The following is a 24,302-nucleotide window of genomic DNA, read 5'->3' as shown; positions in this document are numbered from 1 at the left end:
TTTACCATACTTGATCCCATCATCACTTTGCCCTTAACAACCCGGCAGGGAGAACATCATGGATTGGGAAACACATCGGGTTTTTAATCAGCCTAAGCCACTAAGCAACAGCAACTTATTTCTCTCCGACTCGCCGCTGCGTGAAGCCGTAAACTGCCAGCAGGCCGGATGGGACACTGACGTTCTGGCTTCTCTCGGTCAGCAGCTAGGTTCAGCGGAGTCTCTGGAGCTTGGGCGACTGGCCAACGCTAATCCGCCTGAACTGCTGCGTTTTGATGCCACCGGTGAGCGCCTCGACGATGTGCGCTTTCATCCGGCCTGGCACCTGCTGATGCAGGGACTGATAGCCAACCGGGTGCATAATTTGCCGTGGGAAGATGAGGCCAGAATAGGCTCTTCGGTGGCGCGGGCGGCACGTTTTATTCTGCACGCTCAGGTTGAGTCGGGAACATTATGTCCGATAACCATGACCTTCGGCGCCATTCCGTTACTCCAGAAAACCCTTCCTGCTGAATTCAGCCATTGGCTGACGCCGCTGCTTTCCGATCGTTACGACCCACATTTGCAGTCGGCAGCGCAGAAAAAAGGCGTGCTGATCGGCATGGGTATGACTGAAAAACAGGGTGGGTCAGACGTGCTGAGTAATACCACGCGAGCTACGGCACTGGAAGGCGCTGGCCCCGGTAAAGCCTACCGGTTGATCGGTCACAAATGGTTTTTCTCGGTTCCGCAAAGCGATGCCCATCTGGTTCTGGCGCAGACGCACGGAGGATTATCGTGCTTCTTCCTGCCGCGTGTTTTGCCCGATGGCGAACGAAATGCCATCCATATCGAGCGGTTGAAAGACAAACTGGGAAACCGGTCCAATGCCAGCAGCGAAGTGGAGTTCCGCAATGCCACCGGCTGGCTGCTGGGCGAGGAGGGTGATGGTATACGGCATATTCTCAGGATGGGGGCGCATACGCGGTTTGACTGTGCGCTGGGCAGTCACGGCATGATGCGGCGCGCCCTATCAGTGGCGCTCTATCATACGTTCCAGCGTCAGGTTTTTGGTCGGTCGCTGGTGGAGCAACCGCTGATGCGTCAGGTTCTCAGCCGGATGGCGTTACGTTTGGAGGGACAGACACAGATATTGATGCGGCTGGCAGCCGCGACAGGTGCTACGCAAAATCCCAGCGAGCAGGTGCTGTGCCGACTTCTGACGCCGGCAGCCAAATATGAGGTCTGTCGTCAGGGGGTGCCGTTTGTTGCTGAAGGCATGGAAGCGTTGGGAGGTATCGGCTATTGCGAAGAGAGCGAACTGCCGCGCCTGTACCGCGAAATGCCGGTGAACAGTATCTGGGAAGGCTCTGGCAACATCATGTGCCTTGACGTACTGCGTACGCTTAAAAAACTGCCCATGGCCACTGAACTGCTACAGCACATACTGCATCAGGTACGTGGTCAGAACCGCTTATTCGATCGCGCGGTGCGGCTGCTGTTACAACGCTTACGTGCGCCGGATGAAGCCCAGGCGCGCTGGCTGACCTCGCAAATCTTCAACTTATGTACGGCAGTGCAGATGTTAGAATTTTCTCCGCCACCGATGGCGGATGCCTGGTGCCGGATGGTGCTTGATGATCGCGGGGAAAGTCTGGTGCCGGAAAGGCTCTGCCAGCAGTTGTTAAATCGCGCTATTGGGGCCGAGTAGTGCTTAACGATAAAGGATAGCCTGAGAGTACCAGCGGCCAGGGACAATGGTTTCGCTGTTAAACATGATGACGTAATAACGCGCACCGGCGGCATCGGCTTTACGTTGAATCTCTGCTTCGACGTCCATCGGGCTGCCAATGGCTTCGGCGGTGATAGCACCTAATTTGGTTAGTGTTGACGTTTGCGCTCGGGTTATTTCCTGCGCTTTGGCCGTCGGAGCGGGGGGCGGAACAGGTGTGGTTTGCATCATGTTACTGCAACCACTCACCGCGAGAATCAATAGTAGCGACAGGGTCAAACAATGAATTTTCATCAAATTATCCGGTATGTAGGCACTTAGAATAAGTGTAGCGCTTTATCTGCGATGCTGGCGAGTGGGACGCTCACAAGCGTCGCTGCACGAAGTGGTTATAAATCATGTCAAAATGGCAGTAGTAGCTTTCGCTAATGGGGATAAAATAGCACTCTTGCCGGGATGTTATCCGGATTGATTAAAACGGGGGAGTCGGTCTGATGATTGAAATGTATCAGGAAGAAGTGCAGGGGATACAACTGATCCATGCGGTGCCTGCGGGAAAATATCATCATCTGCTGCCGACCATTTTCTTCTATCACGGTTTTACATCATCGAAAGAGATCTATTCCTACTTCGGTTACCTGTTGGCACAGGTAGGCTATCGGGTGATTTTGCCGGATGCACCGCTGCATGGCGCGCGGGCTGATGGTGATACAGCAAGACTTATGGCGAGCTTCTGGGATATTTTGCAAAGCAATGTCGATGAGCTGGCAACGTTGAAAGAGTCTTTTGTCAGCCGCGGTCTGGCCGATCCCTGCCGTCTGGGTGTTGGAGGCGTGTCAATGGGCGGCATGACTACGATGGCCTCTTTGGTTCGCTTCCCCTGGATAAAAGCCGCGGTTTGCCTGATGGGTTCGGGTTACTTCAATACGTTATCGGAACGTCTTTTTCCTGCTTATGATGCTAAAGACGCCGCACAACGTGAAGCCTTCCGGCGCGCCCATGCGTCGCTATTGGGCTGGGATATCAGCGGAAAAGCTGCCCAACTTGCTGAGCGCCCGCTGTTTGTCTGGCATGGGGAAGAGGATGATGTCGTGCCATTTAATGAAAGCCTGCGACTGCATCAGGAGATGGTTGCCAGCGGCAATGACGCGAATCTGACCTTTCTCGCCGAGCCGGGTGCGAAGCACCGGGTTAGCGTGCATGCGTCGGCAGAAGCCACGGCTTTTTTCCATCGTCACCTGTAAAAGCGCACCTGCGGGCGGACGATTAATTAATCTACCTTATTACTTGAATTTTTCTCAGGCTGTACATATAATTGCGCGTCATTTTTTCGACCGCACATATTAACACGTTCCTTGCTTCCATGGGCCGCGGTTGACCCTGACAGGAGGCTGAATAATCCGTAAGGAGCAATTCTATGCGTCATTACGAAATCGTATTTATGGTACACCCTGACCAAAGCGAACAAGTTCCGGGCATGATCGAGCGTTACAGTGCAGTAATCACTAACGCTGCTGGTCAGATTCACCGTCTGGAAGACTGGGGCCGCCGTCAACTGGCTTATCCGATCAACAAACTGCACAAAGCTCACTACGTTCTGCTGAACGTCGAAGCCCCGCAGGAAGCGATCGATGAGCTGGAAACAAACTTCCGCTTCAACGACGCCGTTATCCGTAGCATGGTTATGCGTACAAAACACGCGGTAACTGAAGCATCTCCAATGGTTAAAGCGAAAGACGAACGTCGTGATCGTCGTGAAGATTTCGCTGAAGCTAATGATGATGCTGAAGCTGGGGATTCTGAAGAGTAATTGCCGTGACGGCGAATCGTTTGGTGTTGTCCGGTACAGTGTGCAAGGCACCCATCCGTAAAGTCAGTCCTTCGGGCATCCCTCACTGTCAGTTTGTGCTAGAGCACCGCTCACAGCAGGAAGAAGCCGGATTTAACCGACAAGCATGGTGCAGAATGCCCGTGGTTGTTAGTGGACAAGCGTCACAAGCATTAACTCACAGTATAACGGTCGGCACGCAACTCACTGTTTCTGGATTCATTAGTTGCCATCAAGGGCGCAATGGACTGAACAAAGTGGTGTTACATGCCGAGCAGATTGAATTGATAGATTCTGGAGACTAGCCTAATGGCACGTTATTTCCGTCGTCGCAAGTTCTGCCGTTTTACCGCGGAAGGCGTTGTAGAGATTGATTATAAAGATATCGCTACGCTGAAAAACTACGTTACCGAAAGTGGTAAAATTGTCCCGAGCCGTATTACCGGTACTCGTGCAAAATACCAGCGTCAGCTCGCTCGTTGTATCAAGCGCGCTCGCTACCTTTCTTTGTTGCCATACACTGATCGTCATCAGTAATTGGCCACTGTCCATAAACGACTTTGAGAGGTTAAGGTAATGCAAGTTATTCTGCTTGATAAAGTAGCAAACCTGGGCAGCCTGGGTGATCAAGTTAACGTTAAAGCGGGCTACGCTCGTAACTTCCTGGTACCACAGGGCAAAGCTGTTCCTGCTACCAAGAAAAACGTTGAGTTCTTCGAAGCACGTCGTGCAGATCTGGAAGCCAAATTGGCTGACGTTCTGAACGCTGCTCAAGCTCGTGCAACTAAAATCAACGAACTGGTTTCAGTCACCATCGCGTCTAAATCAGGCGACGAAGGCAAATTGTTCGGCTCTATCGGTACTCGCGATATTGCTGATGCAGTGACTGCAGCTGGTGCTGAAGTTGCAAAAAGCGAAGTTCGTTTGCCGAATGGCGTTCTGCGTACCACTGGTGAACACGAAGTTCAGTTCCAGGTACACACTGACGTATTCGCTAAACTGAATATCGTTGTGGTTGCTGAAGCGTAATAACGCTGAAGTTAACCTGTGAAACGCCGGCCTTGTGCCGGCGTTTTGCTTTTTAGCGAAAGTCACTGTTTAGGAAGCAATAACGATAAACTATCGGCTGCGCTTATAAGTGCCGTCGGCCTGACGGGTAAAGAGCACCGTCGAATTCTGTTCTCTGGTCACTTGCAGTGACGTCACTGCTCCCTGCGCATTACGCTGTATTTTCACTTCTTGCCCGGCCTTCAGGTTACTCAGTGGCTTTTCATCCCCTTCGACCTGCGCCATCGCAAAGACATCACCCACTGCCAGATTATTATCACGGAACAGCTGTGCCAGCGTCTGACCGGACTGAATGCGATAACTCTTCCAGTTCTCCTGAGCAAGCGGTTGAGGCGTCTCAGCGGCCGCCTGTTGCTGTTGTGGCTGAGGTTGTGCAAGTTGCGTAGTGCGTCCCTGCTCATTTCTCAGATCAGCCTGCATTGGAATCGATGCTGGTTGCTGTGGTTGTGACGGCGAATAGCTGTTTTGGGGCGAATAGGGCCACAACAACGCCAGCAGAACCACCAGTACGCTGAGAATAATCCAGCGACGATGGGCGTAGGGCAGCGGCGACATCCAATTGAAATTATCGCTCATATGCCAGCCTTTGCAGGCCAGTGCTTTGGCTTTGCTCATCATTGATGGCTGCACATTTTGCTGTTCTGTGGATTCGTCGCTTTCAGACAGCGGCGTAGTGTCACGCATCGGCCTTTTCATAATGGCAATCCAGGATCTCAACATCGGTTGATAAATGCGGATGGCTTTCCTTCTCCTGGGCGGGATTCTGCCCATGACAACCTCTCTTTCTTACGCACAGCTGACAGAGTTAACAGAAAAAAATCATGTCCGATTATTCTGTCGGATTTTCCCGCTAAGTATAGCTTGTTAACTGCTTGATGCGAAAAGGAACAAAGTACAAATAGCACGTAAATGGTCTCTTTATGCACAATAAATACCATAAATTCGATTCGTTTCGTGCAAATCTGCAGTCAGTGGCTCTCTGCACTATAGAGAATTTTACCCAAAAGCCGCGCACTGCTATGCTGCGCGTTCGACTTATTTAAAGACTAAAGGAAACTCCATGACAACCCCTTCATTTGACAGCGTAGAAGCGCAGGCAAGTTACGGTATCGGCTTGCAGGTCGGTCAACAATTGCAGGAATCAGGTTTACAGGGTTTAGAGCCTGACGCATTGCTGGCAGGCTTACGCGATGCGCTGGAAGGGAATACACCAGCAGTTCCGGTTGATGTGGTTCATCGCGCGCTGCGTGAAGTTCACGAACGTGCTGATGCAGTGCGCCTTGAGCGTCAGGAAGCACTGGCAGTGGAAGGCCAGGCGTTCCTGACTACCAACGCACAGCGTGATGGCGTCACCAGCACCGAATCTGGTCTGCAATTCTCAGTGATCACCCAGGGCGAAGGCTCGATCCCAGGCCGTCAGGACCGTGTGCGAGTTCACTACACCGGTAAATTGATTGATGGCACCGTGTTTGACAGCTCTGTACAGCGCGGCGAGCCAGCAGAATTCCCGGTCAGTGGTGTTATTGCCGGTTGGATCGAAGCCCTGACCCTGATGCCAGTAGGTTCTAAGTGGGAGCTGTATATCCCTCATAACCTGGCTTATGGCGAACGTGGTGCTGGCGCGTCCATCCCACCTTTCAGTGCCCTGACTTTCGAAGTTGAGCTGCTGGAAATCCTGTAATGTCTGCCGAAGTATAAAAACAGAAAGCACAGCAATGGAAAGGGCGCCTCTGCGCCCTTTTTTACGTCTGTTGCTTATGAAGAATTACTGCGTTTTCTGCGGGCTTTGCAGATTCAGCTGATACACCTCGAAACCGATGTCATCGGTGCCTTTGGCGACCATCGGATATTGCGCATGAGTCTTAATAAATGCTGCCGCTTTTTCCGTCGGTGACGTTTCGAAGCGGATATCCAGCGGCTGACTAACGACGATCGGCGCCAGTTTCCAGTTGTTATCTGCCGTTGGTGTCACTGCCCCAGATTTCTGCGTTTCAGCCCCGATATAGGCCGCTACTACCGAGCGGTTTTCATCCGGCGAAGCAAACGCAATGTGTTTGTCGCCGGTTCCTGCAAATTTGCCGCCGTAGGCACGATAGTTATTGGTTGCGACCAGGAATGTAGCTTTCGGATCGATTGGCTTGCCGTTGAAGGTCAGATTTTTGATTCGTTCGGCATCTTTGTTGATCAGCGTACATTCGCCGTCAAAACGTGCAGGCTGTGTGACGTCAATCTGATAGTTTACACCGTCGATCACATCAAAGTTATAGGTGCGAAAACCGTCCCAGTTGATTAAAGACTGAGGCTTAGTGCTGTGTACATCAATCTGGTTGAACTGCCCGGCGGAACATTCGAGCCAGTCTTTCACTTCCTGTCCACTGACTTTCATCACGACCAAGGTGTTCGGGTAGAGATAGAGATCGGAGGCATTACGGAAGGTGAGATCGCCTTTTTCCACTTCGACAAAGCTGGCCGGGTCGTTTTTTCTGCCGCCGACTTTAAACGGCGCGGCGGCAGAGAGCACGGGTAAATTCGCCAGATCCGGATCGCCCTGAATAAAATGCTCGGTGTAGGCTTTCTGCGCGTTGTTGACGATTTGCACTGTCGGGTCGTCCTGCACCAGTGCCAGATAGCTGTACATGTTGTCGTTGGACTTACCGACTGGTTTGCTGACGAAATCGCGCGTTGCTTTGTGATCCTCCGCCAGCACTTTCACCAGATTCTGATCTTCTGCAGCCAAAGATTTTTTGTTGGCTTTGTCATAAATCGGCCGTGCTTCAGCGCGAGCGGTTTCTACCTGCCATTTGCCATCCTTATTATTGAGAACAATATCTACCACACCCAGATGGTCACCCCACATGCCCGGCATCACTGCAGGAACACCATTCAGCGTTCCCTGTTTGATATCTGCGCCCTTAATGTTGGCAAATTCTTCGCTAGGGAATACCGCATGCGCGTGGCCAAACATAATGGCGTCAATCCCTTTTACCTGGCTTAAATAGTAAACCGAGTTTTCTGCCATAGCTGTATAAGGATCGCCCGATAGCCCGGAGTGCGGGATAGCTACGATGACATCTGCGCCTTGCTTACGCATTTCCGGCACCCACTTTTTGGCTGTTTCTGTGATGTCAGCCACCGTGACTTTACCCTGTAGGTTAGCTTTGTCCCACACCATGATTTGCGGCGGTACGAAGCCGATATAGCCGATGCGTAGGTTATGCGTTTTGCCGTCACGGTCTTTCACCGGGTTATCGGTGATTAAATACGGGGTAAACAGTGGCTTGCCGGTTTTACTGTCGATGACATTGGCATTCACGTAGGGGAATTTTGCACCTGCCAGCGCTTTCTTCAGATAATCCAGCCCGTAGTTAAATTCATGGTTACCCAGGTTGCCGACTACGTAATCCAGCGTATTCATCGCTTTATAGACAGGATGAATATCGCCTTTCTTCAGACCTTTAGCCGCCATGTAATCGCCAAGAGGGCTACCCTGGATCACATCGCCATTATCAACCAGCACGGAGTTGGTGACTTCGTCACGTGCGGCGTGGATCAGGCTGGCAGTGCGCACCAGGCCGAACTTATCCGTCGGTTTATCTTTGTAGTAGTCGAAGTCCATCATATTGCTGTGCAAGTCGGTGGTTTCCATGATCCGCAGATCGACCTGCGAAGCATGAGCTGAAACGGCAACCAGCGTGGCCAAAAGGGATAACGTCAGATGACGGGTGATCATTGCAGTGCCTCCAGAAAGGGGAATATCCATAAAGGGAAAACTCGATATATATCTCAAAATATGATGAGAATGTAATTAGTTGTCATAAATAATTGTGAAGCGTAACCAATAATACGGGGTGGAATTTTTAACAGACGCAGATTACGGGATGGCTATTCCGCCTAAAAAAAACTAGGCTTCATCTATGACTTAGGATTTCTGAAAGAGTACTGAGGTGGAAAATGTTAGAGAAAATTTCCCAGCTGGCACGTGATGCCGGTGACGTCATTATGGCAGTTTATGACGGTGCACAGCCCCTTGATGCCCGTCAGAAGAAAGATGACTCGCCAGTGACTGCAGCTGATATGGCGGCGCACAACGTGATTAAGAACGGACTGGCACTAATTGACCCGCAAACGCCTATGCTGTCAGAAGAGGATCCACAGACCTGGAGCGAGCGTCAGGGCTGGACCCGTTACTGGCTGGTGGATCCGCTCGATGGTACCAAAGAGTTTTTGAAACGTAATGGCGAGTTCACCGTCAATATTGCCCTGATCGAAAATGGCAAGCCTGTGCTGGGCGTGGTGTATGTGCCGGTAACCAAAGTGATGTACAGTGCCGCCGAGGGAAAAGCCTGGAAAGAGGAGAATGGCGAACGCAAACAAATCCAAGTGAAGGAAGCCTATCCGCCATTGGTGGTCGTCAGCCGTTCGCATTATGACAACGATCATGAGTTACAGGATTACTTGTCGCAGCTGGGTGAGCATCAAACGGTCGCTATCGGTTCTTCACTTAAATTCTGTCTGGTCGCCGAAGGTGAGGCACAGCTTTATCCGCGTTTCGGGCCAACCAATATCTGGGATACCGGCGCAGGGCACGCGGTGGCGATTGCTGCCGGTGCGATTGTGCACGACTGGACCGGCCAGGCTCTGTTGTACACCCCGAAAGAGTCGTTCCTTAATCCTGGGTTCCGGGTATCGCTATTCTGACGCGTGAATCTTTAAAAAAGCGCAGCTTCTGCGCTTTTTTATACTCCAGGCTCCGTTATTCCTTCACCAACTGATGCAGCATATCAACCACTTGTTTGATTTCGGCCTGATTCAGCGCACCCTCTTTAGCAAATTTAATCACTCCGTTTTTATCTAATACAACGATAGCCGAGCTTTTTGGTTCCAGTTGCCAGGCCTTTTTCACTACGCCATTGCTATCAACAATCACCTGCGACCATGGAAATTCCTTCTTGCCATTTTCGATGCTGTTGCGCACAAATATGCCGGTGCCGATAATTGCATCATCGGTATTGATGATTGTCGTCGTTTGGTAATGATCATGCGGTAGGTTGGCGGCTCTGATGGCATCAACTAATGGTGCATTCAGTTCTTTCGCGCTGGAACGTCCGGCTATATGTTGTACCACGCGGACTTTTCCCGGCAGTTTGGCACTGTTCCAGCGGGCGTAGCTGAAGTTATTATTGATGTAGTTCAGCTCGCCTTTGTCATCAACGCCCACTGCGGGGAGGCGCTCGCCAGGGGTTAGATCGTGTGCAAAAGCGAACAACGGGTAAATAACCAGAGACATAACAAGCAGGCTTTTAAAAATCATACGTACTCCCAATAAACGAGGCTGTAAAAAGAGGCTGACCCGATAATCATAGATTCAGGCAAGTGGTCTGTCCTGTTGGGATGTTAACAATGTGTTATCTGTTACAGAAATGACACAATTTGCGGGGTTATACTGTATGAATACGACAATCCTGAAAGGTGCACTGTCAAGACAAGTAAAAGCAGTTAAATAAACTGGCGGAACCTGATTGCCCTGCTATGTTATATGTCTATTCACTGCGAATATCATCCCATTCAGGTTTTCATCGCAGCGTTAACCAGCCTGAGTCCGCAGTGATTTATCGGAGGAAAGTAGAAAAATGAGAATCTTCCAGCGCTACAATCCGTTGAAAGTAGCCAAGTATGTTAAGACGTTGTTCCGTGGTCGTCTTTATATTAAAGACGTCGGCGCATTTGAGTTCGACCAAGGCAAAATTTTATTGCCGAAAATACGTGATAAGCAGCACTTCAGCGTGATGTCAGAAGTTAACCGTCAGGTTATGCATTTGCAAACTGAAATGGGTTAACACCCGGCGCATGACGCTAAACACAGTTATATGCCAAAAAAAACGGCCCTTTTCAGGGCCGTTTGTGTCTCTGGTATTTATACTGCTATGACGACAAGTCACTATTAATGATCGCCGTTTTTTTCAGCAAGCCTAAGGGCATTTTTCTCATCTTTGATTTCCTGCGGTGTCTTCGGTAACAACGGTACGACAGGTTTATCTGTGATGCGGGTGACCAGCAGCTGATCGATTTTATAGCTGTCGATATCTACGACTTCAAACTTATAGCCGGAGAACTTCACAAAGTCGGTACGTTTAGGGATCTTACGCAGCATAAACATCATAAAACCGCCGATGGTTTCATAATTACCCGCCTGCGGGAATGCTTCAATATGCAGTACGCGCATCACGTCTTCGATTGGTGTACCGCCCTCAATAAGCCACGAGTTCTCATCGCGTGTAACTATCTGCTCTTCCATACCCTGGCCGACTAAATCACCCATCAGCGTGGTCATCACGTCATTGAGCGTAATAATCCCCACTACCAAGGCATATTCATTAAGGATCACGGCGAAGTCTTCACCGGCGGCCTTGAAGCTTTCCAGGGCCTCGGAGAGTGTCAGTGTGTCAGGCACAATTAGCGCTGAGCGAATTTGTACGCCGCTGCTTAGCATCAGACTCTGATTACCCAACACGCGATTCAGTAAATCTTTTGAATCGACATAACCGACCACTTGATCAATGTGCCCGTCGCACACCAGGAATTTGGAGTGTGGGTGAGTGGAGATCTTCTCTTTAATGCTGTCTTCGCTTTCGCGCAGGTCGAAGAAAATAACGCTCTCGCGTGACGTCATCGATGACGGTACGGTACGTGATTCCAACTCAAACACGTTTTCAATCAACTCGTGCTCTTGCTTACGCAGTACCCCCGCCAGCGCACCGGCTTCCACTACGGCATAGATATCATCCGAGGTGATGTCGTCGTTACGCACGGTTGGCAGCTTGAACAGGTGGAAAATGGTATTGGCAAGTCCGTTGAAGAACCAGACCATCGGCCGGCACACGAACAGGCAGAAACGCATCGGGTTGACTATACGAACGGCAACCGTTTCGGGTGAAATCATACCGATGCGCTTTGGCGTCAGGTCAGCAAACAGAATAAACAGGCTGGTGACCAGAGCGAAGGAGCAGATGAAGCTGACTTGATCGGCCATTTCTGGGGACATGAAGCGGACGAAGAACATTTGGAAAGCAGGAGAGAACGCCGCATCACCGACAATACCACCGAGAATGGCGACGGCATTAAGTCCGATTTGAACGACGGTGAAGAATCGGCCAGGTGTTTCTTGTAATTTCAGTACATATGAAGCGTTAATGTTTCCTTCATCGGCAAGAAGTTTAAGTTTAATTTTTCGGGAAGCGGCCAGCGATATCTCCGACAGGGAGAAAAAGGCACTGATCGCGATAAGTAAGAGAATCAGTAAGATACTGTTTAACATAATCTATCCGTTTAACACCGATGCAAAGACCGGCATGGAAGGGCACTCATTGGGTTGCTGTATAAAAGAAAACATTATTTAGGGCGAAAAAATCAAAGATAACAGCCATAAACGTTTTATATCGGGCCACATTTGCGGCCCGTGCAGTATAGCAGTAGCGCAGAGATTGCCGCCAGCGCTTAAAAATCCCGCTGTATCCGTCACCTGAGTCACTTACCCCGAGTAAGCTCATCGGGTTCTTTGGATTGTAAGCCTACCTGCAACTTAAATGATTGTGGGGTCACTGAGGTGGAAGGCAGACGCCGATCCCACCCAGACCGCAATAGCCTTCGGGATTTTTGTACAAATATTGCTGATGATCGTCTTCTGCATAATAGAACGGCAGCGCTTCGGTGATTTCGGTGGTGATGTGGCGCTTGTCGCCTGCGATTTCCATCGCGTGTTGGAAACGCTGTAAGCTGTCTCGCGCTGCATCCTGTTGTGTTTCGCTTAACAGATAAATTGCCGAGCGGTACTGTGTGCCTAAATCGCCACCCTGACGCATACCTTGAGCCGGGTCATGATTTTCCCAGAAGATCTGTAGCAGTTGATCATAGCGTATTATTGCCGGGTCAAAGACCAGTCGAACCGCTTCGGCATGGCCAGTCTGGCCACTGCAAACTTCACGGTAGGTCGGGTTTGGTGTGAAGCCACCGCTGTATCCGGACGCGGTGCTGTAAACCCCATCTTGTTGCCAGTACAGACGTTCTACTCCCCAGAAGCAGCCCATGGCGAAAATCGCCACTTCCATATTTTCTGGAACGTGAGTCATCGAATGACCGTTTACTACATGCGTGGTGGCAACCGGCATCGGGGTTATGCGGCCTGGCAAAGCATCTTCCTGCTTCACAATCTGGTTTTTATTAAAAAGAGTTTTATCGGAAAGTTGCATTACAGGAGACTCCGGCAGTTTGTTTAATAACCTGTCACGGCCAATAGGATATGGTTAGTTGTATCTGATTGCGACTTTGCACACAATATGGATAACGTTGCCTTGTCGATGATGATTTTTGGGTAATTAGCACTAAAATGCGTTAATCAGATTTTTAATAGGTGAATATGCCGCGTTTTGGCATTAATCCCCTGACCGGCATCTGGTATTTTAACAGGACAGAAGAATAAGAAGGAGTGTGCGTGCCACGATACCACCGGGAATTTTTATTATTAGGTCTGTTGCTGGCTCCCTCGCTCTCTATGGCTGCGAAAGTACGCTTACAGTTAGAAGGTCTTGAAGGCGATCTGGAAAAGAATGTGCGGGTCCGGCTCTCCTCAATTCAAAGTGATGAAGTGGGTGCTGATGGACGGTTTCGTGCCCGCGTCAGCGCGGCTATCGAACAGGGATTACGTCCTTTAGGATACTACCAGCCGACCATTGATTTTGATTTCCGTCAGACGCCACCACCGGGCCGTCCGGTATTGGTGGCAAGAGTGACGCCAGGAACGCCTGTCAAGATCGCAGGCACCCATGTGGTGATTGACGGTCAGGCCAGCAAAGACAATGAGTTTGCGGCACTAGAGAAGTCACGCGTTCCTGCCGTTGGCACCCTATTAAATCACGGGACCTATGACGGCTTTAAAAGCGCCCTGACAGGCATGGCCGTGCGTAAAGGCTACTTTGATGCTGATATGCGCAAGAGTCAGTTAGGCGTTATAGAAGACGAGCACAAAGCGTTCTGGGATATCCAGTTTGACAGTGGACAGCGCTACCACTTCGGCGCTGTTACTTTTCAGGGCTCGCAGATCCGCGAAGAGTATCTGCAAAACCTGGTGCCTTTTCATGAAGGTGACTATTACAGTTCGGCCGATCTGGCGGAGTTGAACCGCCGCCTTGCTGCGACCGGCTGGTTTAACTCGGTGGTGGTTTCCCCTGAGTTTACCGGTGCCAAAACGACTAAAATGCTGCCGTTGAACGCGGTGGTGACGCCGCGTACGCACAATACACTTGAAACCGGGGTGGGTTACGCGACCGACGTCGGGCCCCGGCTGAAAGCCAACTGGAAAAAACCGTGGGTCAACGATCGCGGCCACAGTTTAGAGAGCACAGTTAATCTTTCGGCCCCGGAGCAATCTCTCGATTTGAGTTATAAGATCCCGCTGCTGAAAGCGCCTCTCGAACAATATTATCTGGTGCAGGGAGGCTTCAAACGTGAAGACCTGAATGACACCAAATCAGACTCCACCACCGTCAACCTGGCGCGTTACTGGGAGCTCAACAGTGGCTGGCAACGCGCGGTTAACCTGCGCTGGAGTCTTGACCACTTTACGCAGGGCAGTGTGACCAACACCACTATGCTTATTTATCCGGGTGTGAACGTAAACCGCACTCGACAGCGTGGCGGGCTGATGCCCACTTGGGGCGACTCACAGCGTTATTCACTGGATATCTCTGACACGACCTGGGGTTCTGATATCGACTTCGCCGTGATTCAGGCGCAAAACGTATGGATCCGCACATTCGCCGAGAAGAACCGATTTGTCCTGCGTGGCAACCTTGGATGGATTGAAACCAATGATTTCGAACGCGTGCCGCCATCCTTACGATTCTTCGCCGGGGGTGACCGCAGCATTCGTGGTTATAAGTACAAATCGCTGTCGCCAAAAGATGATGACGGTAAGTTGACTGGTGCGTCAAAACTGGCAACCGGCTCGGTGGAATATCAGTACAACGTCACTGGAAAGTGGTGGGGTGCGGTGTTCGTTGATACCGGAGAAGCCACCAATGATCTGATCAAAAGTAATCTTAAAACCGGTGCGGGTGTAGGCGTACGCTGGGCCTCGCCGGTGGGGCCGGTAAAGCTTGATATCGCGGCGCCGGTCGGCGACCAGGACGAGCATGGATTGCAGTTTTACATTGGTTTGGGTCCGGAATTATGAGTTTATTTAAGAAGATCTGCCTGGGTTTCCTCATTGTTCTGCTGTTACTGGTGGGTACGCTGGCGTTTCTCATCGGTACGCAAACTGGCTTACATCTCGTCATCAACGGTGCGCAGCGGTTTGTTCCTGGTTTGAACATTGCCAGCGTCGAGGGTGGCTGGCGTAACCTGACGCTTAAAGGGCTACATTACGAAATGCCCGGTGTGGACGTTAAGGCTGGGGAGTTCCATCTCTCGGTCGATCTCTCCTGTTTTAAAAACAGTGCGTTGTGCATCAATGCATTGCGTCTGAGAGATGTAAACGTTGCGGTTAACACCAAAGAGATGAAGTCTGCGGAATCTGTTGCAGAACCTGAAAACAGCGAGCCGCTAACCAATCTTAGTACTCCCTATCCGATCACCCTGCGCGTGCTGACGCTCAATAATGTCAATGTCACCATTGATGACCGCGCGATCTCCTTAGAAGAGTTCCGCTCGGGGGCGCAGTGGCAGGACCGTTCGTTGCATCTGTTACCGACTCATCTCGGCGGCCTGCTGATTGCCCTGCCAAAAACGGTGGTTAGCCCGCTGCCGGACATCGTGCAGGCTGCGCAGGATAAAGCCGTCGAGAAAGCGACAGAGAAAGTCACCGGCAAACCGGTGGAAAAACCTGTCATCGTGCCAGAAAAACCGCTTGGCGAAACCTTGCAGGCGTTATTTTCCAAGCCTCTGTTACCCGAGTTACCGGACTTCCGCCTGCCGTTGGATCTCAATATCGATCAGCTGACCGCAGACAATTTGCGTCTGACCGGTGATACCGACGTGCTGATCACTCGTTTTTTGTTGAAGGCCAGCACGCAGGATCAGGTAGTGAAACTCGAGGCGCTGCAGGTGCGTTCACCTCAGGGATCGCTGGATGGTATCGGGCAGGCCACTCTATATGGCAACTGGCCGGTCGACATGACGGTGAACACCGTGGTGAATGTGGATCCGCTTAAAGGCGAGAAAATCAAACTGAAAGTGGGCGGCGGTCTGCGCGATAAACTGGATGTTGGTCTGAACCTTTCCGGCCCGGTTAGGGCGCAGCTTTCCATGCAAACCCAACTGGCTGAAGCCGGTCTGCCACTAAATCTGGCGCTGCAGAGTAATGCGCTGCAATGGCCACTGGCCGGTACCCCACAGTTTCAGATTAAGGGCTTCAAACTGAAATTCAGCGGTAAAGCGACAGACTACGCGCTTTCGCTACACTCTGATTTCAGCGGCGATCAAATTCCACCTGCGACGCTGAGCGTCGACGGCAAAGGTAACGTCGAGCAATTCAAACTCACCTTGCTGCGGCTCGCTGCGTTGCAGGGCAATGCTGATCTGACCGGCGTTGTGGACTGGAGTAAAGCTATCAGCTGGAACACCCTGCTGACGCTCAATAACATCAATACCGCCAAGCAGTACCCTGACTGGCCAGCCAGGTTGCAGGGTAAAATCGCTACGCGCGGCAGTCTGTATGGTGGCAGCTGGCAGGTCCAGGTGCCGACGCTGGAGCTTGACGGCAATGTGAAAAATAATCTGGTCAAAGCCCGCGGTAACATGCGGGGCAATAACTACGGACAGTGGGATATCCCTCAACTACATCTTGAGTTGGGGCGCAATAATATCGATGTTAAAGGTAAGCTCGGCGAAAAATGGGAGCTGGATGCCAAAATCGATGCACCGCATCTGGACGGTGCTCTGCCGGGGCTGGGCGGCGTAGCGAAAGGTATGCTGCAATTACGTGGTGATCTGAAAGCACCAAAGCTGCTGGCCGATCTCACTGCGACGGGTCTTAAATGGCAGGCGCTGACTATCAGCCGCGTCATTATTAAAGGTGATGTCAGTTCTTACGACCAGATCCAAGGTAATCTTGCTGTTCGGGTGCAGGATCTTAAACAAGATGCTTTGAAAATCAGTGACCTGACGCTGGATGCTAAAGGTAACGAAAAGCAGCATGAGCTGAAGCTTAATGTAGAAGGTAAGCCGGTATCTGGTCGTCTGGCACTGAGCGGTAGCTTTGACCGCACGACTGAGCAGTGGAAAGGCAATATCAATAATACGCTGTTTGATACGCCGGTCGGTGAATGGCGCCTTAATCGCTCGATTGCGCTGGAGTACTTCAATAAAGATCAGCGGGTAACGGTCGGGCCGCACTGTTGGCAAAACCCTAACGCCGATCTGTGTGTACCGAAAACCATTGATGCCAGTGCCAGCGGACAGGCTAGCCTGCTGCTTAATCGGTTTGATCTGGCCATGCTCAAGCCTTTCCTCGGCGAGGACACCAAACTCAGCGGTGTTTTCAGCGGCAAAGCCAATGTGAGTTGGAAGGCTGATGGTGGACTGCCGCAGGCAAGCCTGTCGCTGGTGGGAAATGGCGTGAAGGTACAACAGCTTATTCAGGGCAATCGCCTACCGGTGGCCTTTGATTCGCTTAATATTAATGCCGGGCTCAATAATGGTCGTGCTAATTTCGACTGGCTGGTCAAAATTGCCAATAACGGCCAATTTGATGGCAACGTTCAAATTATCGATCCGCAAAATCGTCGCGATCTGAGTGGCAATGTCAACATCACCAAAATATCGATGGCATTGCTGCAACCGCTGCTCGCGGAAGGTGAGAAGGCTTCGGGCATTCTCAATGCAAATCTACGTTTGGGCGGGAATGCGCAAAAGCCGCAGGTGTTTGGTAAATTGGCGCTGTCTGATATCGATTTCGACGCACAGTTTATGCCATTCGACGTGACCAGCGGCAATCTCAACATCAACTTCAACGGCATGTCGTCACTGATGGCTGGGGTGATACGTACCGCGCATGGTCAGCTCGAGCTCAACGGTAACGCGGACTGGAGCGAATTGAATGCATGGCGCGCTAAAATTGCCGCGAAAGGCGATCGTGTTCGTGTTTCTATCCCGCCAATGGTGCGTATGGATGTGTCACCGGACATCGTGTTTGAAGCCACGCCGCAATTGTTCTCGCTTAACGGTCGGGTAGATATTCCGTGGGCGCGTATCACCGTGCAGGAACTGCCTGAAAGCGCGGTAGGCATCTCGTCTGACGAAGTGATGCTTAACGATCAGCGCCAGCCTATAGCACCCGTCTCGACGTCAATTCCTATCAACAGTAATCTGATGATTAACATCGGTAATGATGTGAGACTTGACGCCTTTGGTCTGAAAGCCCGCCTGAAAGGCGTGCTTAAAGTGGCGCAGGATAAACGCGGTCTGGGTCTGAATGGTCAGATTGATATTCCATCGGGTCGCTTCCGTGCATACGGACAAGATTTGATCGTCCGTAAAGGCCAGTTGCTGTTCTCTGGTCCTGCCGACCAGCCATTGCTGAGTTTGGAAGCGATCCGTAATCCAGATTCCACCGAAAATGGCGTGATTGCTGGACTTCGGGTCACCGGTGAGGCCGATTCACCTAAACTTGAAATCTTCTCAGATCCAACCATGTCGCAGGAGGAAGCCTTGTCCTATCTGCTTCGCGGGCAAGGTTTAGGCAGTTCGGGTGCTGACAGCGGCGCAATGACTTCAATGCTTATCGGCATGGGAGTTGCACAAAGTGGTAAACTTGTGGGTAAAATCGGTGAAGCATTCGGTGTCAGCAATCTGGCACTGGATACGCAGGGGGTGGGAGATAGCTCTCAGGTGGTGGTCAGCGGCTATGTTTTACCAGGTTTACAGGTAAAATATGGTGTCGGTATCTTCGATTCGCTGGCAACATTGACTCTGCGCTATCGTTTGATGCCTAAACTGTACCTTGAAGCTGTTTCAGGTATCGATCAGGCATTGGATTTGCTCTATCAGTTTGAGTTCTAACCCATGTGACTTTTACTATACGAAACCAAACATGCGAATAATTGTTTATGGTAGTTTACGACGCAAGCAAGGCAACAGTCATTGGATGACTCACGCTCAGTGGTTGGGTGACCACGAGCTGGAAGGCTATGCGCTCTACAATCTGGGGCACTATCCTGCGGCAGTTCCAGGGGACGGAAAAGTCTATTGTGAAGTTTACCGTATCACGTCATCTATTATGGCTGAACTGGACGAACTGAAAAGTAATACAAAAGACTATAAACGTGAGCTGATTTCCACCCCGTACGGCAGCGCCTGGATCTACCTTTACATTCGCTCACTCGAAGGAGTGTCGCGGATCGAAGGTGGAGACTGGTTGAAACGTGCGGATGATGTGAAGTGAGAACTCTGAGCAAGGTCGCTTAATCTGTTGCTACATCTTCTCTTCTACCAGGGAGAGAGACATAAAAAAACACCGTCCAGTGGGCGGTGTTTTTTTATACGGTAAAACAATTACTTGTTTTTAGCGCGTTCGAAAGATGTCACGATCTCTTCTTTCGCGGCAGCGGCGTCAGCCCAGCCTTCAACTTTTACCCATTTGCCTTTTTCCAGCGCTTTGTATTGCTCGAAGAAGTGGGTGATCTGTGCACGCAGCAGTTCTGGCAGGTCGTTCACATCATTGATGTGATCGTATTCTTTGCTCAGTTTGGTGTGTGGAACCGCCACAACTTTGGCATCCTCACCAGATTCGTCGGTCATTTTCAGTACGCCAACCGGACGGCAGCGAATGACTGAACCTGGTTGCAGTGGGTACGGCGTTGGCACCAGCACGTCAACCGGGTCACCATCAAGAGACAGGGTGTGGTTGATGTAGCCGTAGTTACATGGGTAAAACATCGCAGTCGACATGAAGCGATCCACGAACAGTGCACCGGTATCTTTATCTACTTCGTATTTGATTGGGTCGGCGTTAGCAGGGATTTCGATCACTACGTAGATATCTTCTGGCATGTCTTTGCCTGCCGGCACATTCAGTAAGCTCATTTTGGTTTCCTTCATTGGACCAGGAATTGGAGTGGCGAACATTATAGCCAAGTCCGTCACGAATTCCTGCCCTTTTCTCGGCGGTTGTTTCTGGTTTTTCTCACTTTTTCTTTGCGCTTAGTCAGGCTTTTTTGGCATTAAAGTTTTCAGCAATCGCGCTTTACCGCCTAACTGCCTGTTTTACTGTTTCTTCTCAAGAAATTCATGGGATTGCCGATAATCACTGACATAAAAATTCTCCATTACCGACAGATTAACGCTCACCGATTTTCCTCCTTTTCCTAAATGACCGGGTACTACAGCATGTTAAATAAGTTGAGCGTAAAGGCGGGATTGATCGCCTTGTTAGTCGTAATGACACTGATTTTGTTACTTGTCAGTGTGTTGGGTACGAATGCTATCCGGCAAAGTTCCACTTCACTAAAGCAAATTGATCAGCTTCAGGGAGATGAAATTGGGGCGTTAGCCAATAGCTACAGTTTTTCTCTGCGCGCGCGTGTCGCCAGCAGCGTAGCGGTTCGTCAGATGGAAATTGGCATGATGGATGACTCGAAAGAGACGGCCGGGCGGGTTGCGGACTATATCAAGCAGGCCGATCAGCAGGTTGCCGTGTTTATGGCGATTAAAGATGAAACTCAGCGCGGAGAAGATTTATCCACGGCGTTAAAAGTGGCCTATGACGCGTATAAACAGCAAGGGCTTGAACCCGCGTTGGCGGCTATCCAGGCGCAAAGCCCCGATGGTTATTACGACGTACTGGAAAATAAAATGACGCCGTCCAGCAACGCTTACGATAAAGCGCTGGCGGATTTCCGGGTGTATGCCAACGAAACTGCCGATCGCCATATTACGGCTGCGCAGAAACAGGCGCAGGTACAGGTTATCGTCATTATTGTTGCCTGTCTGATCGCTATCTCTATTGCGCTGTTGGCGTGGTTTGCTCTGCAAAAAATCATTATGCATCCGCTCAGTGCATCTATCGCGCAGCTAGAATTCATCGCCGCCGGAGATTTGACCCGCGACATCGACGATTCTCGCAGCAATGAAATGGGCCGTTTATTCCGTGCGATGAAGAAGATGCAGGATGCGCTGGCTGCCTCGGTGGGCCGTGTTCGTGATGCAGGTAATCAGATCGATGTCGGTTCGCGTGAGCTGGCGGCAGGTAATGTACACCTGGCACAACGCACTGAAGAATCTGCCGCATCACTCGAAGAGACCGCGGCCAGCATGGAGCAACTGACGTCAACGGTACGCATGAACGCGACGAACTCCGAGCAGGCCAACCAACTGGCGCAAAGTGTATCGGGTATTGCGGATAAAGGCAGTCAGGTGGTGCACCAGGTGATGGATAAAATGCGCGCTATTACAGACAGTTCGAAACGCATTACTGACATTATTACAGTCATCGACGGTATCGCATTCCAAACCAATATTCTGGCGCTGAACGCTGCGGTTGAAGCTGCACGAGCCGGTGAGCAAGGGCGTGGTTTTGCCGTAGTAGCGGGCGAGGTGCGCAGTCTGGCTCAGCGTAGTGCGCAATCCGCGAAGGAAATTAAAGAGCTGATTGTCGATTCCGAAAGCCGTATCTCAGAAGGGGAAGCAATGGTGAAATCTGCCGCTGCCACCATGACCGAGATTGCCGACGAAGTACGCCGTGTCACCAGCCTGATGGGTGAGATATCCACTGCTTCTTCAGAGCAAACTCATGGTATCGAGCAGGTGAATATTGCGATCACCCAAATGGATCTGGTGGCGCAGCAAAATGCCACACTGGTCGAAGAAGCGACGGCTGCCACGCGTTCGCTGGAAGAGCAGGCGCAGATACTGGCGCAAAGCGTATCAGTCTTCAAACTGCATCGTCAGGATGTTGTCTGAGAGGCTGTTCGTTCTAAGATGTTCAGCCGTAAAAAAAGGTCCGGCTTGTGCTGGACCTTTTTGTTGATGTTTTTTATTAACGTAAGTCTTGTACAGAGCTAAAACGTATTTATTGTGGATATGCGTCGTCGGGGAACTGCTCAATAAAGCGTTCTGCATCTTCGACCATCGAACAGTTGCCGACGAAGAAAGGGGCACGTTCATGCAGTTTCTGCGGAATAATGTCCAGAATACGGTTTTTACCGTCACTGGCTTTGCCGCCCGCTTGTTCAGCCAGGAAGGCCATCGGGTTACATTCGTACAGCAGACGCAGTTTGCCGGCAGGATGGCTTGCGGTGCTTGGATAAATGTAGATGCCGCCTTTGAGCAGGTTACGGTGGAAGTCAGCAACCAGCGAGCCGATATAGCGTGAGGTATAAGGGCGCAGCGTGGCTTCGTCCTGCTCTTGGCAATACTTGATGTATTTTTTAACGCCGAGCGGGAATTTAATGTAATTGCCTTCATTGATTGAGTACATGCTGCCCTTTTCAGGGAAACGGACTTTTTCATGTGACAGGCAGAATACGCCAAGTGAAGGGTCATAAGTGAAGGCATGAACACCCGCACCGGTGGTGTAGACCAGCATCGTCGAGGAGCCATAAACTACATAGCCGGCCGCGACCTGGCGGTTACCCGGTTGCAGGAAGTCTGCTTCGGTGACTGACTGCCCGAGAGGGGTTGTACGGCGGTAAATAGAGAAAATAGTTCCCACGGAGACGTTTACATCAATGTTCGATGATCCGTCCAGCGGGTCCATCAAAATCACGTATTTTGCATTCTCAGCGCGTTCCCCTTCAAAAATGACGATCTCATCTTCTTCTTCTGACGCGATACCGGCAATTTCACCGCGCGCTTTCATGGCCGCTTTTAACTTTTCATTGGCGTACAGGTCGAGCTTCATCTGAACTTCGCCCTGCACGTTCTCCACACCACTCGTACCGAGGATATCGACCAGCCCGGCTTTGTTGATGTCTCGGTGAATAATTTTGGCGCCGAGTTTTATTGCTGAAAGGAGGGCGGTGAGTTCACCGGTCGCGTGGGGAAAGTCCTGCTGCTTTTCAACAATAAATTCGCCTAACGTTTTCATGACGCATTCCCTGAATCTAGGATGGATAACGGTTTATTAATAAACCCTTTACATTAGCGAGAGCAGTTTAGCCCAAATATATGAGTGAATCCTAGGCAAATCCATTTCTTCTGGAGGATTCTGAGCGGTAGAATAGCCGCTGACTTAAAGGCATTAATGGAAAACATATGCGCATTCATATTCTTGGGATTTGCGGCACCTTTATGGGCGGGCTGGCGATGCTGGCACGTGCACAAGGGCATCAGGTTACCGGTTCAGATAACAACGTTTATCCTCCAATGAGTACGCTGCTGGAAAATCAGGGTATTGAACTGATCCAGGGCTACGATCTTTCTCAACTGGATCCTCTGCCGGATCTGGTGATTATCGGCAACGCCATGACACGCGGTAACCCTTGTGTTGAAGCCGTGCTGGAACAAGGCATTCCCTACGTGTCAGGCCCCCAATGGCTGCACGACCATGTGCTTCCGGGCCGTTGGGTGATTGCCGTGGCGGGTACGCATGGCAAAACGACAACCGCTGGCATGGTGACCTGGATCCTCGAAGTCTGTGGCTACGAACCGGGTTATGTCATCGGTGGTGTGCCGGGGAATTTCGACGTTTCTGCCCGTCTAGGTAACAGCCCATTCATGGTCATTGAGGCTGATGAGTACGACTGCGCCTTCTTCGACAAACGTTCCAAGTTTGTCCATTACAGCCCGCGTACGTTGATCCTCAATAATCTTGAATTTGATCACGCGGATATTTTCGACGATCTTAAAGCTATTCAGAAACAGTTCCATCATTTGGTCCGCCTGGTGCCTGGCCAGGGTAAAATTATCCTGCCTGAGCATGACACTCCCTTGAAACAAGTGATGGCAATGGGTTGCTGGAGTGAACAGGAGTTCGTGGGTGAAGCCGAGGCCTGTGCATGGGATGCAAAAAAGGTCGCGCCAGATTCCAGCTCCTTTGCCGTGATGCTTCATGGAGAAAAGGTCGGTGAAGTGAATTGGTCCCTGGTAGGCGAACACAATATGCATAATGGGCTGATGGCCATTGCTGCTGCCCGCCACGTCGGTGTGAAACCGGAGGATGCTTGCAAAGCGCTGGATAGTTTCATCAATGCCCGTCGTCGTCTTGAACTGCGCGGCGAAGCATTTGGCGTCAGCGTCTATGATGATTTCGCGCATCATCCAACGGCAATTCTCGCCACGCTGTCCGCACTGCGCAGTAAGGTAGGCGGTACTGCACGCATTCTGGCGGTTCTCGAACCTCGCTCAAATACCATGAAAATGGGGCTGAGTAAAAACGAACTGGCCCCTGCGCTGGGGCGGGCGGATGAAGTGTTCCTGCTGCAACCACAGCATATTCCGTGGCAGGTCGCTGAAGTAGCCGAACACTGCATCCAGCCTGCGCATTGGAGTGCAGATGTTGATTCGCTGGTGGATCTGGTGATTAAAGCCGCGCTGCCGGGCGATCACATTCTGGTGATGAGCAACGGCGGATTCGGCGGTATTCATAGCAAACTCCTTGATGCACTAGCGGCTAAGGCCAGCGCAGTAAAAGAGTTTTAACATTCTGGTTTTGAGAATAAAAAAGCACAGTTCTCGCTGTGCTTTTTAATGGATCGAATTTGGTGT

General features: G+C 50.9%; 22 protein-coding genes. 14 read left to right on the top strand and 8 right to left on the bottom strand.

Features of this window, described 5'->3' with window-relative positions:
- Positions 1-58: 58 nt before the first annotated feature.
- A complete protein-coding gene (locus tag ACMV8I_RS10885; protein WP_498865237.1) occupies positions 59-1,690 on the top strand; it encodes an isovaleryl-CoA dehydrogenase in 1,632 nt (543 codons plus the stop codon).
- A gap of 3 nt (positions 1,691-1,693) precedes the next feature.
- On the opposite strand, the gene bsmA is transcribed toward ACMV8I_RS10885, so the two are convergent.
- Complete coding sequence (gene bsmA, locus ACMV8I_RS10880; RefSeq protein ID WP_498865236.1) at positions 1,694-2,005, bottom strand: biofilm peroxide resistance protein BsmA; 312 nt, start codon at positions 2,003-2,005, stop codon at positions 1,694-1,696.
- A gap of 200 nt (positions 2,006-2,205) precedes the next feature.
- Here bsmA and yjfP point away from each other — a divergent pair, with 200 nt between their 5' ends.
- From yjfP to rplI, 5 genes are all read left to right on the top strand, one after another.
- Positions 2,206-2,955 (top strand): esterase, encoded by a 750-nt coding sequence (gene yjfP / locus ACMV8I_RS10875; RefSeq protein ID WP_498865235.1) that lies wholly within the window; start codon positions 2,206-2,208, stop codon positions 2,953-2,955.
- Positions 2,956-3,128: 173 nt separating this feature from the next.
- The gene (rpsF, locus tag ACMV8I_RS10870) at positions 3,129-3,521 is read left to right on the top strand and encodes a 30S ribosomal protein S6 (RefSeq protein WP_013573776.1); all 393 of its coding nucleotides are present in this window, start codon (positions 3,129-3,131) and stop codon (positions 3,519-3,521) included.
- Positions 3,522-3,526: 5 nt separating this feature from the next.
- The gene (gene priB, locus ACMV8I_RS10865) at positions 3,527-3,844 is read left to right on the top strand and encodes a primosomal replication protein N (RefSeq protein WP_498865234.1); all 318 of its coding nucleotides are present in this window, start codon (positions 3,527-3,529) and stop codon (positions 3,842-3,844) included.
- A gap of 4 nt (positions 3,845-3,848) precedes the next feature.
- Positions 3,849-4,076 (top strand): 30S ribosomal protein S18, encoded by a 228-nt coding sequence (gene rpsR, locus ACMV8I_RS10860; RefSeq protein WP_004392491.1) that lies wholly within the window; start codon positions 3,849-3,851, stop codon positions 4,074-4,076.
- 39 nt (positions 4,077-4,115) lie between these two features.
- Complete coding sequence (gene rplI / locus ACMV8I_RS10855) at positions 4,116-4,568, top strand: 50S ribosomal protein L9 (RefSeq protein WP_498865233.1); 453 nt, start codon at positions 4,116-4,118, stop codon at positions 4,566-4,568.
- A gap of 90 nt (positions 4,569-4,658) precedes the next feature.
- Here rplI and ACMV8I_RS10850 read toward each other — a convergent pair whose 3' ends face one another.
- The gene (locus tag ACMV8I_RS10850) at positions 4,659-5,378 is read right to left on the bottom strand and encodes a LysM-like peptidoglycan-binding domain-containing protein (RefSeq protein ID WP_498865232.1); all 720 of its coding nucleotides are present in this window, start codon (positions 5,376-5,378) and stop codon (positions 4,659-4,661) included.
- Positions 5,379-5,667: 289 nt separating this feature from the next.
- Here ACMV8I_RS10850 and bamJ point away from each other — a divergent pair, with 289 nt between their 5' ends.
- Entirely contained in the window at positions 5,668-6,288 is a 621-nt protein-coding gene (gene bamJ / locus ACMV8I_RS10845) for a BamJ family beta-barrel-assembly machinery protein (RefSeq protein WP_498865231.1), read from the top strand.
- A gap of 84 nt (positions 6,289-6,372) precedes the next feature.
- Here bamJ and ACMV8I_RS10840 read toward each other — a convergent pair whose 3' ends face one another.
- On the bottom strand, positions 6,373-8,337 hold the full coding sequence (locus ACMV8I_RS10840; protein WP_498865230.1) for a bifunctional 2',3'-cyclic-nucleotide 2'-phosphodiesterase/3'-nucleotidase: 1,965 nt from the start codon (positions 8,335-8,337) through the stop codon (positions 6,373-6,375).
- Positions 8,338-8,558: 221 nt separating this feature from the next.
- Here ACMV8I_RS10840 and cysQ point away from each other — a divergent pair, with 221 nt between their 5' ends.
- Positions 8,559-9,305 carry a 3'(2'),5'-bisphosphate nucleotidase CysQ gene (cysQ, locus tag ACMV8I_RS10835; protein WP_498865229.1) on the top strand — a complete coding sequence of 249 codons (747 nt, stop codon included), beginning with the start codon at positions 8,559-8,561 and terminating at the stop codon, positions 9,303-9,305.
- A 55-nt stretch (positions 9,306-9,360) separates the two neighbouring features.
- Here cysQ and ACMV8I_RS10830 read toward each other — a convergent pair whose 3' ends face one another.
- Positions 9,361-9,918 (bottom strand): YtfJ family protein, encoded by a 558-nt coding sequence (locus ACMV8I_RS10830; protein ID WP_498865228.1) that lies wholly within the window; start codon positions 9,916-9,918, stop codon positions 9,361-9,363.
- Positions 9,919-10,237: 319 nt separating this feature from the next.
- Between ACMV8I_RS10830 and ACMV8I_RS10825 the strand changes: the two genes are divergently transcribed.
- Positions 10,238-10,444 carry a DUF1107 domain-containing protein gene (locus ACMV8I_RS10825; protein WP_498865227.1) on the top strand — a complete coding sequence of 69 codons (207 nt, stop codon included), beginning with the start codon at positions 10,238-10,240 and terminating at the stop codon, positions 10,442-10,444.
- A gap of 104 nt (positions 10,445-10,548) precedes the next feature.
- Here ACMV8I_RS10825 and paeA read toward each other — a convergent pair whose 3' ends face one another.
- Positions 10,549-11,922, bottom strand: coding sequence for a polyamine export protein PaeA (gene paeA, locus ACMV8I_RS10820; RefSeq protein WP_498865226.1), 1,374 nt, complete (start codon positions 11,920-11,922; stop codon positions 10,549-10,551).
- A gap of 280 nt (positions 11,923-12,202) precedes the next feature.
- Positions 12,203-12,853 carry a peptide-methionine (S)-S-oxide reductase MsrA gene (gene msrA, locus ACMV8I_RS10815; protein WP_498865225.1) on the bottom strand — a complete coding sequence of 217 codons (651 nt, stop codon included), beginning with the start codon at positions 12,851-12,853 and terminating at the stop codon, positions 12,203-12,205.
- Between the two features lie 302 nt (positions 12,854-13,155).
- Between msrA and tamA the strand changes: the two genes are divergently transcribed.
- From tamA to ACMV8I_RS10800, 3 genes are read left to right on the top strand one after another with little or no spacing between them, the layout of a single operon-like run.
- Positions 13,156-14,835: an autotransporter assembly complex protein TamA gene (gene tamA, locus ACMV8I_RS10810; protein WP_498865290.1), complete on the top strand. Its 1,680-nt coding sequence runs from the start codon at positions 13,156-13,158 to the stop codon at positions 14,833-14,835.
- Entirely contained in the window at positions 14,832-18,659 is a 3,828-nt protein-coding gene (tamB, locus tag ACMV8I_RS10805) for an autotransporter assembly complex protein TamB (RefSeq protein WP_498865224.1), read from the top strand. The genes tamA and tamB overlap by 4 nt, the downstream gene beginning before the upstream one ends.
- Positions 18,660-18,690: 31 nt before the next feature.
- On the top strand, positions 18,691-19,041 hold the full coding sequence (locus ACMV8I_RS10800) for a gamma-glutamylcyclotransferase family protein (protein ID WP_498865223.1): 351 nt from the start codon (positions 18,691-18,693) through the stop codon (positions 19,039-19,041).
- Between the two features lie 110 nt (positions 19,042-19,151).
- Here ACMV8I_RS10800 and ppa read toward each other — a convergent pair whose 3' ends face one another.
- Entirely contained in the window at positions 19,152-19,682 is a 531-nt protein-coding gene (gene ppa, locus ACMV8I_RS10795; RefSeq protein ID WP_498865222.1) for an inorganic diphosphatase, read from the bottom strand.
- Positions 19,683-19,985: 303 nt separating this feature from the next.
- Between ppa and ACMV8I_RS10790 the strand changes: the two genes are divergently transcribed.
- Positions 19,986-21,557 carry a methyl-accepting chemotaxis protein gene (locus tag ACMV8I_RS10790; protein ID WP_498865221.1) on the top strand — a complete coding sequence of 524 codons (1,572 nt, stop codon included), beginning with the start codon at positions 19,986-19,988 and terminating at the stop codon, positions 21,555-21,557.
- 109 nt (positions 21,558-21,666) lie between these two features.
- On the opposite strand, the gene fbp is transcribed toward ACMV8I_RS10790, so the two are convergent.
- Positions 21,667-22,683 (bottom strand): class 1 fructose-bisphosphatase, encoded by a 1,017-nt coding sequence (fbp, locus tag ACMV8I_RS10785; RefSeq protein ID WP_498865220.1) that lies wholly within the window; start codon positions 22,681-22,683, stop codon positions 21,667-21,669.
- A gap of 167 nt (positions 22,684-22,850) precedes the next feature.
- Between fbp and mpl the strand changes: the two genes are divergently transcribed.
- Positions 22,851-24,236 carry a UDP-N-acetylmuramate:L-alanyl-gamma-D-glutamyl-meso-diaminopimelate ligase gene (mpl, locus tag ACMV8I_RS10780; protein ID WP_498865219.1) on the top strand — a complete coding sequence of 462 codons (1,386 nt, stop codon included), beginning with the start codon at positions 22,851-22,853 and terminating at the stop codon, positions 24,234-24,236.
- Positions 24,237-24,302 lie beyond the last annotated feature (66 nt).

It is taken from the genome of Ewingella sp. S1.OA.A_B6 (assembly GCF_049889095.1).
GTDB lineage: Bacteria > Pseudomonadota > Gammaproteobacteria > Enterobacterales > Enterobacteriaceae > Ewingella.
This window is presented reverse-complemented; position numbering and strand designations above follow the sequence as displayed.

Bases quoted from the DNA above. Each gene is read 5' to 3' on its own strand.
- ACMV8I_RS10830 (WP_498865228.1), bottom strand. From the start codon at position 9,918: ATGATTTTTAAAAGCCTGCTTGTTATGTCTCTGGTTATTTACCCGTTG.
- rpsR (WP_004392491.1), top strand. From the start codon at position 3,849: ATGGCACGTTATTTCCGTCGTCGCAAGTTCTGCCGTTTTACCGCGGAA.
- yjfP (WP_498865235.1), top strand. From the start codon at position 2,206: ATGATTGAAATGTATCAGGAAGAAGTGCAGGGGATACAACTGATCCAT.
- bamJ (WP_498865231.1), top strand. From the start codon at position 5,668: ATGACAACCCCTTCATTTGACAGCGTAGAAGCGCAGGCAAGTTACGGT.
- ACMV8I_RS10800 (WP_498865223.1), top strand. From the start codon at position 18,691: ATGCGAATAATTGTTTATGGTAGTTTACGACGCAAGCAAGGCAACAGT.
- tamB (WP_498865224.1), top strand. From the start codon at position 14,832: ATGAGTTTATTTAAGAAGATCTGCCTGGGTTTCCTCATTGTTCTGCTG.
- cysQ (WP_498865229.1), top strand. From the start codon at position 8,559: ATGTTAGAGAAAATTTCCCAGCTGGCACGTGATGCCGGTGACGTCATT.
- ACMV8I_RS10790 (WP_498865221.1), top strand. From the start codon at position 19,986: ATGTTAAATAAGTTGAGCGTAAAGGCGGGATTGATCGCCTTGTTAGTC.
- tamA (WP_498865290.1), top strand. From the start codon at position 13,156: ATGGCTGCGAAAGTACGCTTACAGTTAGAAGGTCTTGAAGGCGATCTG.
- ACMV8I_RS10885 (WP_498865237.1), top strand. From the start codon at position 59: ATGGATTGGGAAACACATCGGGTTTTTAATCAGCCTAAGCCACTAAGC.
- rpsF (WP_013573776.1), top strand. From the start codon at position 3,129: ATGCGTCATTACGAAATCGTATTTATGGTACACCCTGACCAAAGCGAA.
- ACMV8I_RS10825 (WP_498865227.1), top strand. From the start codon at position 10,238: ATGAGAATCTTCCAGCGCTACAATCCGTTGAAAGTAGCCAAGTATGTT.
- mpl (WP_498865219.1), top strand. From the start codon at position 22,851: ATGCGCATTCATATTCTTGGGATTTGCGGCACCTTTATGGGCGGGCTG.
- ppa (WP_498865222.1), bottom strand. From the start codon at position 19,682: ATGAGCTTACTGAATGTGCCGGCAGGCAAAGACATGCCAGAAGATATC.
- paeA (WP_498865226.1), bottom strand. From the start codon at position 11,922: ATGTTAAACAGTATCTTACTGATTCTCTTACTTATCGCGATCAGTGCC.
- msrA (WP_498865225.1), bottom strand. From the start codon at position 12,853: ATGCAACTTTCCGATAAAACTCTTTTTAATAAAAACCAGATTGTGAAG.
- ACMV8I_RS10840 (WP_498865230.1), bottom strand. From the start codon at position 8,337: ATGATCACCCGTCATCTGACGTTATCCCTTTTGGCCACGCTGGTTGCC.
- ACMV8I_RS10850 (WP_498865232.1), bottom strand. From the start codon at position 5,378: ATGGGCAGAATCCCGCCCAGGAGAAGGAAAGCCATCCGCATTTATCAA.
- fbp (WP_498865220.1), bottom strand. From the start codon at position 22,683: ATGAAAACGTTAGGCGAATTTATTGTTGAAAAGCAGCAGGACTTTCCC.
- rplI (WP_498865233.1), top strand. From the start codon at position 4,116: ATGCAAGTTATTCTGCTTGATAAAGTAGCAAACCTGGGCAGCCTGGGT.
- bsmA (WP_498865236.1), bottom strand. From the start codon at position 2,005: ATGAAAATTCATTGTTTGACCCTGTCGCTACTATTGATTCTCGCGGTG.